10 protein-coding genes and 2 pseudogenes are annotated in these 15467 nt (G+C 62.7%); 10 read left to right on the forward strand and 2 right to left on the reverse strand.

Going from position 1 to position 15467, the window contains the following annotated elements; all coding sequences use genetic code 11:
- Window positions 1–152 precede the first annotated feature (152 nt).
- Window positions 153–818, reverse strand: a complete 666-nt coding sequence (locus B5520_RS10500; RefSeq protein ID WP_079597023.1) for a GntR family transcriptional regulator — start codon at window positions 816–818, stop codon at window positions 153–155.
- 1045 nt (window positions 819–1863) lie between these two features.
- Here B5520_RS10500 and tcuA point away from each other — a divergent pair.
- The 5 genes from tcuA to B5520_RS10525 all read left to right on the forward strand — a co-directional run bounded on the left by tcuA (window position 1864) and on the right by B5520_RS10525 (window position 7790).
- Window positions 1864–3315, forward strand: coding sequence for an FAD-dependent tricarballylate dehydrogenase TcuA (gene tcuA, locus B5520_RS10505; protein ID WP_079597024.1), 1452 nt, complete (start codon window positions 1864–1866; stop codon window positions 3313–3315).
- A gap of 78 nt (window positions 3316–3393) precedes the next feature.
- On the forward strand, window positions 3394–4170 hold the full coding sequence (locus B5520_RS10510; protein WP_079597025.1) for an electron transfer flavoprotein subunit beta/FixA family protein: 777 nt from the start codon (window positions 3394–3396) through the stop codon (window positions 4168–4170).
- Between the two features lie 11 nt (window positions 4171–4181).
- A complete protein-coding gene (locus B5520_RS10515) occupies window positions 4182–5156 on the forward strand; it encodes an electron transfer flavoprotein subunit alpha/FixB family protein (RefSeq protein ID WP_079597026.1) in 975 nt (324 codons plus the stop codon).
- A gap of 107 nt (window positions 5157–5263) precedes the next feature.
- Window positions 5264–6583: a cytochrome b/b6 domain-containing protein gene (locus tag B5520_RS10520; RefSeq protein WP_254865544.1), complete on the forward strand. Its 1320-nt coding sequence runs from the start codon at window positions 5264–5266 to the stop codon at window positions 6581–6583.
- Between the two features lie 127 nt (window positions 6584–6710).
- Window positions 6711–7790, forward strand: coding sequence for a PrpF domain-containing protein (locus B5520_RS10525; protein WP_079597028.1), 1080 nt, complete (start codon window positions 6711–6713; stop codon window positions 7788–7790).
- 67 nt (window positions 7791–7857) lie between these two features.
- Here the strand turns inward: B5520_RS10525 and B5520_RS10530 are convergent, their stop codons facing one another.
- Window positions 7858–8511, reverse strand: coding sequence for a GntR family transcriptional regulator (locus B5520_RS10530; protein ID WP_176156836.1), 654 nt, complete (start codon window positions 8509–8511; stop codon window positions 7858–7860).
- A gap of 1896 nt (window positions 8512–10407) precedes the next feature.
- Here B5520_RS10530 and B5520_RS10535 point away from each other — a divergent pair.
- The 5 genes and pseudogenes from B5520_RS10535 to B5520_RS10555 all read left to right on the forward strand — a co-directional run.
- Window positions 10408–11089 (forward strand): annotated as a pseudogene (locus B5520_RS10535) (GntR family transcriptional regulator).
- Complete coding sequence (locus tag B5520_RS10540) at window positions 11058–12578, forward strand: MmgE/PrpD family protein (protein ID WP_079597031.1); 1521 nt, start codon at window positions 11058–11060, stop codon at window positions 12576–12578. The pseudogene B5520_RS10535 and the gene B5520_RS10540 overlap by 32 nt, the downstream one beginning before the upstream one ends.
- Entirely contained in the window at window positions 12578–13483 is a 906-nt protein-coding gene (gene prpB, locus B5520_RS10545) for a methylisocitrate lyase (protein WP_079597032.1), read from the forward strand. The genes B5520_RS10540 and prpB overlap by 1 nt, the downstream gene beginning before the upstream one ends.
- A 29-nt stretch (window positions 13484–13512) precedes the next feature.
- Complete coding sequence (locus B5520_RS10550) at window positions 13513–14649, forward strand: bifunctional 2-methylcitrate synthase/citrate synthase (RefSeq protein WP_079597033.1); 1137 nt, start codon at window positions 13513–13515, stop codon at window positions 14647–14649.
- 169 nt (window positions 14650–14818) lie between these two features.
- Window positions 14819–15103 (forward strand): annotated as a pseudogene (locus B5520_RS10555) (aspartate 1-decarboxylase); the annotation flags it as partial.
- Window positions 15104–15467 lie beyond the last annotated feature (364 nt).

Raw genomic sequence — 15467 nt, forward strand, 5'->3', positions numbered from 1 at the left:
GCCGAGCCGTCGATAATCATGGATGCGGAGTAGGCCACAATGCCTTCCTTCTGTGTAGTCTGTCGACAGACTTCAAGGCTAGACGCATCGACATCATCGGTCAAGAGGGCGACGGGATCGGCGTCGAAGGCCAGGGGGACGGCGGATACGTCTCAGTCCAGAGTGTGCGCGTGGATCATGGCGACGATGCTCCGCGTGCTTTGGATCATGTGGAGGCGCATCTGCTCCGCCGCGGCATCGGGGTCGCCCGTCACGACGGCTTCGAACACCGCGCGGTGCTCTCGGAGCACCTCCTGGGCACGGTCCGGGGCCGCTCCACGGGCGAGGCGCGCCACTCGGAGCTGTCGTTCGATCTCGTCGCTGTACTGGAGCAGCTTCGGGTTCTGCGTGAGCTGCCCGAGCGCGTGATGGAAGTCGATCTGGTGGGGGTAGCTTCGGGCCGGATTGGAGAGGACGTTCTCGAGCTGGTCCATGACCGACTTCAGCCGGTCACGCCCCGCATCGTCGATTCGCTCCGCGGCGAGGCGGGCGACCTGCATTTCGATGGCGAGCCGTACTTCGCCAAGGTGGTTGACGCCCTCCGCGTCGGGACTGGCGACGAAAGCTCCTCGACCGGGCACCATGCGTACGAGTCCTTCTCCGTTGAGGTCGCGCAGGGCCTCACGGAGCGGCGAGCGGCTGATCTGCAGACGGTCGCTCAGTGCCAGTTCGTTGATGCGATCCCCGGGAGCGAGCTTGCCGGAGAGGATTTCCTCGCGGATCAAGTCGCTGGCGATATCCGAGAATTTACGAGTTCGGAATTGTGTCAGGTCGGTCATCGCTCGTCCTCTTCTCCGCCATCGAACAGCGATCTCTGAGTCGTGCAGCACGTATGGCCGCGGGAGCGGACCACACGGCCGTGACTGCGACGATCGTCAGCTGACTCCACATTACCGCTCCCACACCCACTGGCGGGGGAACTCTCCAGCGGTGACGACATGACGGACAACGGCGTGCCGATCATTGAGCATGGTCTCTTGCCTTGTCCGCAGCGCGATGGGGTCCCGCGGTCCGCAACGCTGCCCTGATTGCTCCTCTGGCCCGGCAAGATCTGGTTGGCCGCAGGGCTGCCACCGATGCTGCAACGCAGCTGGGTGTATCCGTCTGGCAGTTTTACGTTCTTATTGAACGGTTCAGACACGGTTCCGGCAATGTGACGGACCTCCTACAGGACAGTCGGATGGCGGGACGCGGCAGCGGGCGGCTGGTCAAACTTGTCGAGGACGTGGTCCAGGAATTGATCCGTACCGGCTACCTGAAGCGGCAGTAGCTTTCCCTGGCGGCCCTTTCACCGTGGCATCGTCCAGGCTTGTTTAGTTAAGGGGGCTGGCCGCACCGTCCCGGGAGCACAGTCGCTCGCCGGATAGCAGCTCTGCAGCCTGTCGGAGTTACCCGCTGGAGGGAAGGCACGGATGCGGCCCGTCCTCTGCTTGGATTCTCGGGGCCCCTCGGCCTCTCCCCCGCCGTCGGCGGGCCCGCGGATGTTCCCGTCGATGACGACCTTGTGGAAGGCATCGCCGAGTTGGGCAGGAATAGATACAACCCGCGAAGAAGTGAACTTCTAAGGCTAGTTTCCTTGTATCCGGCGGAACGCGTTCCTTTTCGCGGCGTCCACTGGCATGTCCTCGTTCGCAACGAATCAACGACGCCATTGCGGACACTAGGGGCAAACTTGGCCTGTCGCCTGTCGGCAGCCGACAGAATGCGATACACTTTTGCCATCGTTCACACAACGTGGCGTTGGCACAACACGGTGGAAAGCCTGTGGCAGAGCATGCGCTCCGTGTATTGGCGGTAGCACCGCAGGAGAGGCTAGGAGTAGCAATGACCGAAAAATACGACGTAGTGGTCGTGGGTGGGGCAAGCGCTGGCTTCGCAGCGGCGGCAGCCGCGAAGGAGGCTGGCGCGGAGAAGGTTCTCGTCCTCGAAAAGGCGACTCGTGACCTAGTTGGCGGCAACTGCCGCTACTCGCTCATGGGATTCCGTTTCGTTCACGACGGAACCGACGAGTTGATGCAACTCATCCCGGAACACGAGCGGGCGGAGCACGCACGGGCGCGAGTCGCTCCGTACACGAAGGAGAAGTTCATCGCTGACCTCAATCGGGTCACGCGTGGGCGGATTGACAGCGAACTGGCCGAAGTCCTAGCGGACGATTCTCGTGATGCAATCGCCTGGATGACTAGCCTCGGGCACAAATGGCGCTTCCGCAACCCGGTCGACATGGGTGACTACACCCACTACGATCCCGGCACGGCGGTCTGCCCGGTCGACGGCGGCCTCGGCCTTGTCGAGCGCTGGATCAAGATCGCCGAAGGCATGGGCATCGATTTCCGAACCGAGTCCTCCGTGACTGGTCTGCTTGGTGACTACCGCGGCGTCCACGGCGTGCAGGTTGACGGACCTCAGGGACGCTATGAAGTCGAGTGCGACTCAGTCATCCTGGCGAGCGGCGGGTTCCAAGCGAGCGCCGAGCGACGTGGTCGATACCTCGAGCAGAACGCCGACCTGATGAAGGTTCGGGGCAGCCGCCACAACACTGGCGAGGTCCTGCAGATGGCGATCGATCTCGGTGCGAAGACTGCCGGTCAGTGGCAGGGGGCACACGCCAGCCCTGTCGATCTTGACACGCCCCCGGCGGAAATCGACGACTCCGTCAACCGGTACGCCTACCCCTTCGGCATCACGGTCAACGCCGAGGCCAAGCGCTTCTTCGACGAGGCCGAGGCGCACCGCACCTACACCTACGCGAAGACCGGCTGGGCCGTGCTCCGGGAGAACGGCGGCTATGCGTTCCAGATCTACGACCAAAAGTCCGTCGAATATTTCCCAGTCGAGTACGCGCAGGCGACGCCGATCGTCGCCGACAGCATCCCCGAACTCGCTGAGAAGCTCGGCCTCGACCCTGCCGCACTCACGACGACGGTCGACGAGTTCAACTCCGCGATCGACCAGAGCGTCCCGTTCGACGCGACGAAGGACGACGGCCGACGCACTCACGGTCTCACGCCCAACAAGTCAAACTGGTGTCTGACCATCGAAGAGGGACCCTTCCTCGCCTATCGGGTCACCGCAGGCATTACTTTCACGTTCGGCGGCCTGGCAGTCAACCGTGACTCTCAGGTGCTGAATCAGTCGGGGCAGCCGATGAAGGGACTGTTCGCCACCGGCGACATCCTCGGCCTCTTCTTCCACAATTACCCGTCGTGCACCGGAATGACGCGAAACGTCGTGTTCGGCGGACGTGCCGGCGCTGCAGCAGCCGGGGTGTTGTAGGCCCCCTCGAATCAGGGCACGGGAGGCGATCCATACTCCCGTGCCCATGGGGAGGCGTAGACGGAAGAGAGGAGTCCGATGAAGATCGTTGTCTTAGTTAAAGAGGTCCCCGATACCTACGGAGACCGCAAGCTGAGCCTGGAGACAGGTCTCGCGAATCGTGCTGCGAGCGACGCGGTGATCGACGAGATTGGTGAGCGTGCTTTGGAGCTCGCGCTGAGTCACGTTGACAAGAATCCGGACGCGGAGGTCGTCGTGCTGTCGATGGCTCCAGCGACCGCGCAGGCGACCCTACGCAAGGCGTTGGCGATGGGTGCGGGATCAGCAGTGCAGGTCGCCGACGAGCGGCTCCTGGGCGCGGATCTCGGCCTCACGGCCGAAGTACTCGCCGCCGCATTGCAACGGACCGGGTTCGACCTCGTGATCGCGGGCAACCTCTCGACCGATGGATCGGGAGGCGTGATCCCGGCGATGATCGCGGAGCTGCTGGGCGTGCCGAGCGCCACGGCGTTGAGCGACGTCGAGATCAATCCCGGAAAGGTTTCCGGCGTCCGCTCACTGGATGGCGCGACGATGGCGGTGTCGGCGACGCTGCCGGCCGTCATCTCCATCACCGAAGCGCTGCCTGATGCGCGGCTCCCGAACTTCAAGGGCATCATGGCCGCCAAAAGGAAACCCCTTGAGACGCTTTCGCTCGCGGATCTCTCTATCGATGCGGAGGACCATTCCGCCTCTCGGTCGATCGTCATCGGGTTAAGCGAGACGGCGCCGCGCGCGGCGGGCTTGAAGATCACTGATGAGGGTAACGCGGGCGAGCGTCTCGCGGAATTCCTGATCCAGAACCGGTTCGTGTAAGAGAGGGCTAAATGTCGGAATTTACGGAAGACCCGATCCTAGTGCTAGTGGATGTCGACCCCTCGGGGGGTCTTGCTAAGTCGTCGGCAGGACTGTTGGGGGCCGCGGCGCAGATCGGCACGCCGGTCGCAGTGATCGTGGCGACAGATGCCGCATCCCTCGCATCGCAGGCGGCGGATCTGGGCGCAGCCGTGGTGCTGACGGCGCCGGGTGACGCAGCCCTCGTGGCGGCGTCACACGTGGACGCGCTCACGGCTGCGGCGGATCGCGTGCGCCCGCACGCCGTGCTCGTGTCAAACTCCGTCGAGGGACGTGAGGTCGCGGCCCGGTTCGCCGCGCGGACGCGATCTGGTCTTGCGGCGGATGCCGTCGCCGTATCGCGGGACCAGGAGGGCGTGGTAGCACATCACTCCGTGTACGGCGGTGCTTACAGCGTCGACTCCGCAGTGACGTGGGGCGCACCCGTGATCACGATCCGTCAGGGCGCGGTCGAAGATCGCGCGCAGGCCCGCACTCCTGTCGTGCATGAGCTCGAGGTGCGCGACTCTGGAAAGCCGGCGGCATCCGTAGAATCGCTGGAAGAAACCGTCGTCGTCTCTTCGCGCCCCGAGTTGCGCGGTGCCACGAAAGTGGTTTCGGGAGGCCTGGGGCTCGGATCGGCCGAGAAATTCACGCTCGTCGAGCAGCTCGCAGACGTGCTCGGCGCGGCCGTCGGCGCATCGCGCGCGGCAGTGGACGCGGGCTACGTGCCGTCTTCATACCAGGTCGGGCAAACCGGCGTATCGGTGTCGCCGCAACTGTACATCGCGGTAGGTATCTCCGGCGCGATCCAGCACAGGGCCGGCATGCAGACTGCCAAGACAATTGTCGCTATCAATAAAGATCCGGATGCCGCGATCTTCGAGATCGCCGACTTCGGGGTGGTCGGGGACCTGTTCGAGATCATGCCTCAACTAATTTCTGCACTCGAAGCGAAGAAGGTCTGACTGCCGTGGCAACCCAACCCCGATCCTTTCGTCGAGGACTGCCGCGCATTCCCGGAGGAGATTCCTGGCCTGCCGTCGTCGCGGCTGTAACAGATGCCGCAGGTCCCGTGATCGCGGATCCGATCTTCCCTGATCTGGCCGTGGTTGTGGATCCTACCCCGGCTGCGGTATCCGCCCCGGCTTCGGTGCGAGCCGAAGCGTGGAACGACGCCGGAACCGCACCCAGGTCGCCGCGCCAAGGTCTGCCGCGGGTCGCCGGTGGCGAACCTTGGCCCGCGGCTTTCGCCGCCCACCCTGCCGCGGCGGGCATCCACGGCGACGTGGAGGAGACGGCAGCCGCTGTACCGGCGCGGCGGATGGGCCTGCCGCGCGCGGCAACAACAGCGGCCAGCCAAGCCGTAGCCGCTCCCGTGGCAGCCCCGACCACACCGGCCGCGACTTCCGTCGATCCCGCTCCCCACCCGCTTCTCCCGTCCACCCGCACGGAGCAACCGGAGATCGCTGCGCAGCCCACGCCGCCGCCGAATCGAGACGGCCGGTTCTCGCGAGGTCGGTGGGCACGCGCCGTTATGAGCGGTGTCGGGCTGATGGTGGCCGCAGGAATGGTCGTGGCGCTCACGCGCTGGTTCCTGAGCGCTAAATTCATGCAGGACTTCCTCGCCACCTATCCCGGCGAGTACGAGCTTCCAGTTGGCGCGCCAGCCGGGGTGCCGACGTGGCTTGGCTGGCAGCACTTCTTCACGGTGTTCCTGATGGTGCTGATCATCCGGTCGGGTCTAGGAGTGCGCACGGAAAAGCGGCCCGCCCTCCTCTGGTCGCCGCGCAACAACAGCGACCGCAAGATCAGCATGAGCCTGTGGTTCCACCAGGCGCTCGACATCCTCTGGATCCTCAATGGCATCGTCTTCATCGTACTGCTGTTCGTCACAGGGCAATGGATGAAGATTGTCCCCACATCGTGGACCGTTATCCCGAACGCTGTCAGCGCCGGCCTGCAGTACATGGCGCTGGACTGGCCCACTGAGAACGGCTGGGTGAATTACAACAGCCTGCAGCAGCTTGCGTACTTCGCTACCGTGTTCCTAGCGGCGCCGCTCGCGATCGCGAGCGGCGTGCGAATGAGCCACGTCTGGCCGAAGAAGGCCACACGCCTCAGTAGGGCCTACCCGATCGAGTGGGCGCGCGCGGTGCACTTCCCCGTCATGATCTACTTCGTCGTGTTCATCGTCATGCACGTCGCACTGGTGTTCGCGACGGGCATGCTTCGCAACCTCAACCACATGTACGCGGGCCAGGATGCCGTGAGCTGGGACGGGTTCTGGATCTTCGCGGCATCCCTCGTCGTCATCGCCTCAGGCTGGATCGCGGCGCGCCCCGTCGTGCTCGTCCCCATCGCACGATTGTTCGGCAAGGTCAGTCGGGGATGAACGGCGCCTTGCCGAGCATTCATCGCGATGGTGCCTAGCGATTCCGGAAATGTAACAGCAAATGTTGACAGTTCACAGATGCAACGGCTAGGCACCGTCGCGACGATGCAAACCACAGGAGGAAAACGTGATTCAGGATTCGTTCGGCATTCCATTCGTGCTCATGAGGGGAGGGACGAGCAAAGGCGTATTTCTGCATGCCGCGGATGTGGCGCCGTACGCGGGCTGCCTGGACGATCTGCTGCTCTCGATCATGGGGAGCCCCGATCCGATGCAGATCGACGGGCTTGGGGGAACGTACTCGAGCACATCCAAGGTCGTGATCGTCCGTGCCGTCGGAAACGAGATCCACTATCGCTTCGCGCAGGTGGGAGTGGAGCGCGCCGTGGTGGACTGGAGCGGGAACTGCGGGAACCTCACCACAGCGGTTGCGCCATTCGCGATCGACGAGGGTCTCGTCCCAATCACCGGGGGGCGGATGCAGGTGCCACTCTTCAACGAGAACACGGACGTCTCGATCGAGGCCGAACTCTTCACGAGCAACGGGCGCGCGGCGGTTAAGGGGGAGCAGATTGTCCCCGGCGTCCCCGGATCGGGATCGCCCATCACGACACGCTATCTCGATCCGGCGATCTCGGGACGAGCGCTGCCCACGGGGCGGGCCATGGACGCGCTCGTCGTCGACGGTGAACACATCCCGTGCTCGATCGTAGCGGTGACCCATCCCTACGTGCTGGTCGATATGGCAGTCCTCGGGGGGAAGCTCGCAGTCGACGAGATCGACGGCGATATCGCGCTGGTCGAAAAGGTGGAGCGCATCCGCAACGCAGCAGCACATCTATTGGAGGAATCAGGACTGCACGCGGATGGCGGCCCTGGACCTACATGGCCGCGGATAGCGATGGTCGGACCAGGGGCGGATGATGTCGATCTCCTGGCTCGGTCGTTCTCGATGGGTCGCCCTCATCGGGCGCTGCCGATGACCGCGGCGATGTGTATCGCGGCCGCAGCGCGGCTTCACGGCACGCTCGTGCACTCTCACGCGGCAGTATCAGGCGCATCAATCCGGATCCGGCACCCGAAGGGCGTCGTCGAGGTCGAGTCGCTCCTCGATGATAAGGATGGAGTGGCATCGGTCGGTGTGACACGCACAGCGCGCAGGATCGCAGCAGGCGTGGTCTACGTCGACGATCTGACGCGCAGCTGACGGGCAACAGCGAGGCAAAAGAGGCGATACGCGCGCTTGGCCGCCCGCCACCCCCTTTCGTGCGCGGTCAGGAGACGATGAGGGCGATGATCGCGTCGTTGCTCGCCGTGATGTGGGACCGCATCTCGCGGTCAGCGCGCTCGACGTCACCGGCTAGAACGGCATCCGAGATGGCGCGGTGCTCGGCGAGGACTTCTCGCGCTCGCGTGGGCGAGTTGCCTGAAGCGATCCGGGCCAGTCGCAGCTGTCGCTCCACCTCGTCGCTCAGCTGGCTCAGGCGAGGATTCTTGGTGGCTCGGCCAAGGAGGTGGTGGAAGTTGAGGTGGTGCGGGTACGGGCGATCGGGTGCCGCGATCGCTTCCTCGATCTCGCCGATCATCTGTTTCAGCTCCGCGCGATCGCTTTCATCGGCCCGCTCGGCGGCGAACCGTGCTACAGCGCATTCGACCGTGAGTCGGATTTCGCCGATCTGAGTGACGGTCTCTATGTCAAAGCTGGCAACGAACGATCCCTTGCCGGGTGACATCGTGACCAGGCCTTCGCTGGTCAAATCACGAAGCGCTTCCCGGAGCGGAGACCGACTGATCTGCAGTTCCTCGCTCAGAGCGATCTCGTTGATGCGCTGCCCCGGAGCGAGTTCGCCGGAGAGGATCTTCTCTCGAACCACCTCAACTGCGACGTCGGAGAACTTCTTGACGCTGAACCGATTCGCTGTGTCCATGTGTTGCTGCCTTCCTGGCGACCTGTACCAAATTATAGCCGACTGCATGCTGTCGACCATTGATGTTCTAGCCTCGTGCCGGGTGTCAAAGTCACGGGAAGTGATCCATTGCCACTCTGCGGAGCGATGGTATACTACCGATGTCGACTGACGGCTGGCGACAGATGGCAAGGAGGCCATAATGAAGGAAACTGACAAGCAGTGGAAAACGGGCTCTCGCGGTCGTTGCGATTCCCGCTTCCGTTGGGCTCGTCGCCGGCCGCGCCGGTGGTGGCAACCGTCGAGCGAGGGCAAGGAAGTGGTGAGGCTCGGACGCCGCAAAGAGTTCGGCTCCCGTCCTGGAATTCAAGGAACGGTGGACAGCTCATGGGCAGGGTTACGCTAATGCCATCTCCTTCCCCGAAGGAGGCAGCCGGCCTTCCGCGACTCGAAACTTTGCTGACGGCAGTTCTTGGCAAGTTTTTTCGGCCTTCAACTCTCTCACCGACCGCGCATCGATGTGCCGGGTCGGCCCAAAGATGTGCGGCTAGTGCAGTTCCGGACGTCCTCGCTTTCGCCCCAGCATGCTCACTTGAAGAAGAGAGTGACAAGCCCTCTCGTTCTAACGGCTGAGATCAATTCGCGAGCCTGGATCAACTCGGCTTTAACGGCGAAGCCGGGACGATGGTCCATGAGGACTGGCACCTGCCCAGCCCCCAGTCACACAAAAACTCCACGGCAAACTGGTACAGCTCGTAGTCCCGGTCGAGCGGCGGGATGACTTGAAGAGCTGCGTTGGCAAGAATCTCCACCGAAGCAGGTTAGGGCACCGAGGTAGGCAGCCGAGTGACCAGACGCTTGTCGAGGAAGGGCCTGTTGGGATCACCCTCATAGTCCGCCTCACTGACCTGGGCTTGCCCGATACCAACATCCACGTGCAAGCAGCACAAGGGTTCGACTGTCCGACTAAGCCCTGGACCTTGGTTCACGGACGAAGACGGAGAGCGCCTCCCCGATCTCGTGCGGTGAATCTTCCTGTAGGAAGTGGTACCCGGTTACATTCAATTCGCGCTGGTTTGGCCAGCAGCCCAGTGAGTTAACACCTCCCCCGGGAGTTACCCATGTATGTGCCGGATCCGTTCAAGGACGTCATTCGTCCCGTCACTGAAGTACACCCAAAGCTGACACATGGTCCCCCGCCTGGTCCTCAGAACAACCGGGATTGATATGCCTTCGAAGAGAAGTCCGGTCAGCCCGCCCACAGCCGGGGCAATTCTCCTCCGCTGGCAGCGTCGCAATTCTTTGCTCTGTGGTACCCAATTGGCCGGCATCCTTCTGTGAGTCTGCCCTGCCACCTTCACGATAAATCTGCACCCACATTGATCTTGGTGCTCATATCACTAGGAGGTGCAGGTTTCACTGCCCTCGCGTTCGGCGGTGACGGATGTTCGTCGGTGCGTTCTTTGCAGTCGCAATCGGCTGAAGTGGGACTGGCCTCGCCCAGCTCGTGGTTGTCCGGCAAAACACCGACTACCCAGCGTTGGCAACAGATGTCCAGCAGACAGGTTTCGGACTGGGATCGGCCACAGGTCCTTTAGTCATAGGGATGCCAATCGAGTACTTCGTTCTAACGACAGCTTTGGACGACAGCGCTCTGCTCAGCCTGTTGGGAACACTCATAAAATTCGTCGCACGTTATGACCTGGCTTTACGCGCTTCTTGCCCCCAACCTTGATGACTTACATGCCCGCCATACTCAACACGTATGAGGTTTTTTCGGCGACGACATGGGTGGTGCGTCCTTCGGTAGTTGGCTGCCAACCGCCCACGTATCTTTCCATCGCTCGAATGTATACATGAAGTGCCTTTCCTGGACCTATTCTTGCATCTGGCGGGTTCCTTGTATACATTATCTCCATGCGTGCAAGCGAACGGGCTTACCAAACTCTCCGAGAAGAGATCCTGGATTGGAGTCTCCTTCCGGGAACGGTTCTGGCCGAAGTCGAACAATCGGAACGGCTCGGAGTGTCCCGAACTCCTCTTCGGGAGGCTCTGGGAAGGTTGGGCGCCGAAGGTTTGACCCGGACTGCCCGGGGTCGCGGAGTCGTCGTCAGTGACGTCTCGCTGGAGGACGTTGACGAACTGTTCGAGCTACGCGAGACACTTGAAGGCAAGGCGGCTGCCTTGGCGGCGGAACGGGGAGACTCAACAGTTTTCCGGGAGCTGCAGGAAGAGCTGCTGGCCGCGCCTGGGCTCATCAATGATGGCGATCCTGCCCGTCATGATTACTACGGGCTGGTTGGCCGGCTGGATGAGGCCATTGAGGCGGCCATCTCTAACTCTTACTTGGCCCAAACCATGCGCGGCCTTCGGGTGCACCTTGTTCGGGTCCGGCGGCTGGCCGCCGATGACGCCACCCGGCTTACAGCCGCAGCCGCGGAACACGCAGCCATTGCCGAAGCCATTGCCGCCGGCAATGCCCGACTTGCCGAAGCAGCCACCACGCTTCATCTGCACCGCAGTCTTACCCATCTCAAGGCCACCCACACGCCTCAATAAGGAGCACCATGGTCAAGAACAACCACGTCCGTGTCTATAAGAGCGAAGAAAGCCTTCCCCGCAAGGAACAGCTGGCGCACAAGATCGCTTTGGTCGCCGCCGACCCCGTAGAGGTCACTGACGACGTCACGGAGATGGTGATCAACCGGATCATCGATAACGCGTCGGTGGCGATCGCTTCGCTGAACCGTGCCCCGATCGTGGCCGCGCGGGCTCAGGCCCTCACTCACGGCCCCTCCACCAATGGCAAGGGGTCGAAGGTCTTTGGCATCGGCGACAACGTTTCGCCGGAGTGGGCGGCCTGGGCCAACGGGGTAGCTGTCCGCGAATTGGATTACCACGATACTTTCCTGGCGGCGGAGTATTCCCACCCTGGTGACAACATCCCGCCGATTCTGGCCGTGGCACAGCATGTGGGTTCCAGCGGGGCTGACCTTATCCGCGGTATCGCCACGGGGTATGAGATTCAGGTGAACCTGGTCAAGGCGATCTGCCTGCACAAGCACAAGATCGACCACGTGGCCCACTTGGGCCCGTCCGCCGCGGCGGGCATCGGCACCTTGTTGGGGCTCGACGTCGAGACGATCTTCCAGTCCGTGGGCCAGGCGCTGCACACCACGACGGCGACGCGGCAGTCGCGCAAGGGTGAGATCTCCACATGGAAGGCCCACGCTCCCGCGTTTGCCGGGAAGATGGCGGTCGAGGCGGCGGACCGGGCGATGCGCGGCCAGACATCCCCGGTGCCGATCTATGAAGGCGAAGATGGTGTCATCGCCTGGCTCCTCGACGGCCCGGACGCCTCCTACCAGGTCCCGCTCCCCACTCCCGGGGAAGCCAAGCGCGCCATCCTGGACACCTACACCAAGGAACACTCCGCCGAATACCAGGCCCAGGCCTGGATCGACCTCGCCCGCAAGCTGCATAAGGAGCACCCCGAAGCCGCCGACCCGGCCAACGTGAAATCCGTGCTGATCAAAACCAGCCACCACACGCACTACGTCATCGGCTCAGGCGCGAACGATCCGCAGAAGTACTCCCCCACCGCCTCCCGTGAGACGCTGGACCACTCGATCCCCTACATCTTCACGGTGGCCCTGCAGGACGGGGCCTGGCACCACGTGGACTCCTACTCCCCCACCCGTGCAGCCCGACCGGACACGGTGGAGCTGTGGCAGAAAGTGTCCACCGAGGAAGACCCGGAATGGACCCGCCGCTACCACTCCCTGGACATCAACGAGAAGGCCTTCGGCGGGTCCGTGGAGATCACCCTCACCGACGGCACCGTCATCAAGGACGAGATCGCCGTCGCCGACGCGCACCCGCTCGGTGCCCGCCCCTTCGGCCGGGAACAGTACATTCACAAGTTCCGCACCCTCGCCGCCGGCCTCGTGGAGGAAGCCGAAATCGAACGGTTCCTCGCCGCCGTCGAACGCCTCCCCGAACTCGGCTCCGGGGAACTGGACCAGCTGAACATCACCGCCGCCCCCGGCATCATCGACCCCAACGCCGCACCCAAGGGACTCTTCTAATGCTGTATTCCAAAGTCACACCCGAGCAGAAAAGGATCCGGTTCCGCGAGCTCCTCGCCGCCGGCACCATCGCGCAGTTCCCGGGCGCGTTCAACCCGCTCTCGGCCCGGCTGATCGAGGAGAAGGGCTTCGCCGGTGTCTATATCTCCGGCGCGGTCCTCGCCAACGATCTTGGCCTGCCGGACATCGGGCTGACCACGCTCACTGAAGTCGCCACCCGGGCCGGGCAGATCGCGCGGATGACCGACCTGCCCGCCATCGTGGACGCCGACACCGGCTTCGGCGAACCGATGAACGTGGCCCGCACCGTCCAGGAAATCGAAAACGCCGGCCTGGCCGGCCTGCACATCGAGGACCAGTTCAACCCCAAACGCTGCGGCCACCTCGACGGCAAAAACGTCGTGGACCTCGATACCGCCACCAAACGCATCCGCGCCGCCGCGGACGCCCGCCGCGACCCGAACTTCCTCATCATGGCCCGCACCGACATCCGCGCCACCGACGGACTGCAAGCTGCCAAAGACCGCGCCAAAGCACTGGTGGACGCAGGCGCTGACGCAATCTTCCCTGAAGCCATGCGCGACCTCGCCGAATTCCAGGCCATCCGCGACGCTGTGGACGTGCCCATCCTGGCCAACATGACCGAGTTCGGCAAAAGCGACCTCTTCTCGACGAGAGAGCTGCAGGCCGTGGGCGTCAACATGGTCATCTACCCCGTCACCCTGCTCCGAAGCGCCATGGGGGCAGCTGAACGGGTTTTGGACACGCTCAAGAGTCTGGGAACCCAAGAAGTACGTGTTCCTGAAATGCTCACCAGGGCACGCCTCTATGACCTCGTGGACTACGAGGCCTACAACAAATTCGACTCCGGCATCTTCAACTTCCAGATCCCCCACACCCGCTAATACCAAGAACTGCAACGAAGGAGTTCAGCGTGACTGACACAGAGATCAAAAAGGGCCTCGCCGGTGTTGTCGTGGACTACACCGCCGTCTCCAAGGTCAACCCCGACACCAACTCACTGCTCTACCGCGGGTACCCGGTCCAGGAGCTCGCCGCTAAATGCAGCTTCGAAGAGGTGGCCTACCTGCTCTGGAACGGTGAACTTCCCACCCCGGACCAGCTCGCGGAATTCACAGCCCGGGAACGGGCCGGTCGTGCACTCGACCCTGCACTCAAGGCCATTATCGACGCCTTGCCCAAGAATGCCCACCCCATGGATATCTGCCGTACGGCAGCCTCGGTGCTGGGAGCACGGCATGAACTGGCAGAAAATTCGTCGCCCGAGGCCAATATGAACAAGGCCATCGACCTTTTCTCGGCGATGCCCGCCGTCGTGGCCTACGACCAGCGCCGCCGCCACGGACAGCACATCGTCGAACCACGCGACGATCTTGGCTACTCCGCCAACTTCCTCTGGATGACCTTCGGCGAAGAGCAGGTCCCGGAGGTGGTGGACGCCTTCAACGTCTCGATGATCCTGTATGCAGAACACTCCTTCAACGCCTCGACATTCACCGCCCGGGTTGTCACCTCCACCCTCTCGGACCTGCACTCTGCTGTGACCGCTGCCATCGGCGCTCTCAAGGGCCCTCTACACGGCGGTGCCAACGAAGCCGTCATGCATACCTTCGACGAGATCGGCATCCGCAACGACGAGTCCCTCGAGGACGCCGCGGCAAGGGCCAAGGCCTGGATGGAAGACGCCCTGGCCCAGAAGAAGAAAGTCATGGGGTTCGGCCACCGCGTCTACAAACACGGCGACTCCCGTGTGCCCACCATGAAAGCCGCACTGGACAAGATGATCGCCCACTACGGTCGGCCTGAACTCCTCGGACTTTACAACGGCCTGGAACAGGCCATGGACGAAGCCAAAGCCATCAAACCCAACCTCGACTACCCCGCTGGACCCACGTACCACCTCATGGGCTTCGATACGCCGACATTCACGCCCATCTTCGTGGCCAGCCGCATCACCGGCTGGACGGCACACATCATGGAACAGTCCGCATCCAACTCCCTTATCCGCCCTCTAAGCGCCTACAACGGGGTAGAGCAGCGATCCATGTAGCTGGCAATCTTATTGCCTCTCGATTCCAGCGGTGAGGTGTCCGATGATCACCCGGATCATCAAAATATCGCAACGATTACGGCACCTCACCGTCTGTTCGCCAAGCAACACGACGCGGCCTGCGTTCTGTCTGTTCAGGGTAATCTCGATGCATCTGACGACTCGCATGATGTTCAAATCAAAAATTCACGGGCCATAGTCACGCATGCAGACCTGCACTATGTTGGTTCGGTAACGGTGGATCTGGACCCGCTGGAGGCAGCCGACAACCTGCCGGGCGAGTTCGTCGCGATCGTCGACGTAACCAACGATGTCCGTCTGGAGACCTCGACTATCGCCGGCGACCGTGGCACCGGTGTAATCGGCATCAACGGACCTGCTGGGCACCTGATCCAGGAAAATGACATGATCATTCTCATCATCTATGTCGGATATGACTACAAAACAGGCCAGACGATGTCGGCAAGTCGTCGATTCTGCGCATGCTGAGCCTGCAATTGGGGGCCAGCACAGCCAGCCTTTATCAGGCGGCTTTCTCCGACTGACCTGACTCCCGCGCCCTCGTCCGTGCTTTGCATCGGCGCCTCATCGTCACCGCTCACAACGGATGAACAACCGAATTGGCAGTGGGTGTTGGGGCAGCACGACGAAGTACGCAGTGACGGCGAGACTGCGAACAGGAACAGTTGAGGACGCGATGCCCGACAACTCAATACTTTGGATTTCGGCCAATGGCGTTAACCGGCGCCAAATGGTGGAAGGGCCAACGGTAGCGAAGTCTATGCGCGCTTCCCCTGGGATGCACCGCCCCTTCTCCG

This window comes from Arthrobacter sp. P2b (assembly GCF_900168295.1).
GTDB lineage: Bacteria > Actinomycetota > Actinomycetes > Actinomycetales > Micrococcaceae > Arthrobacter.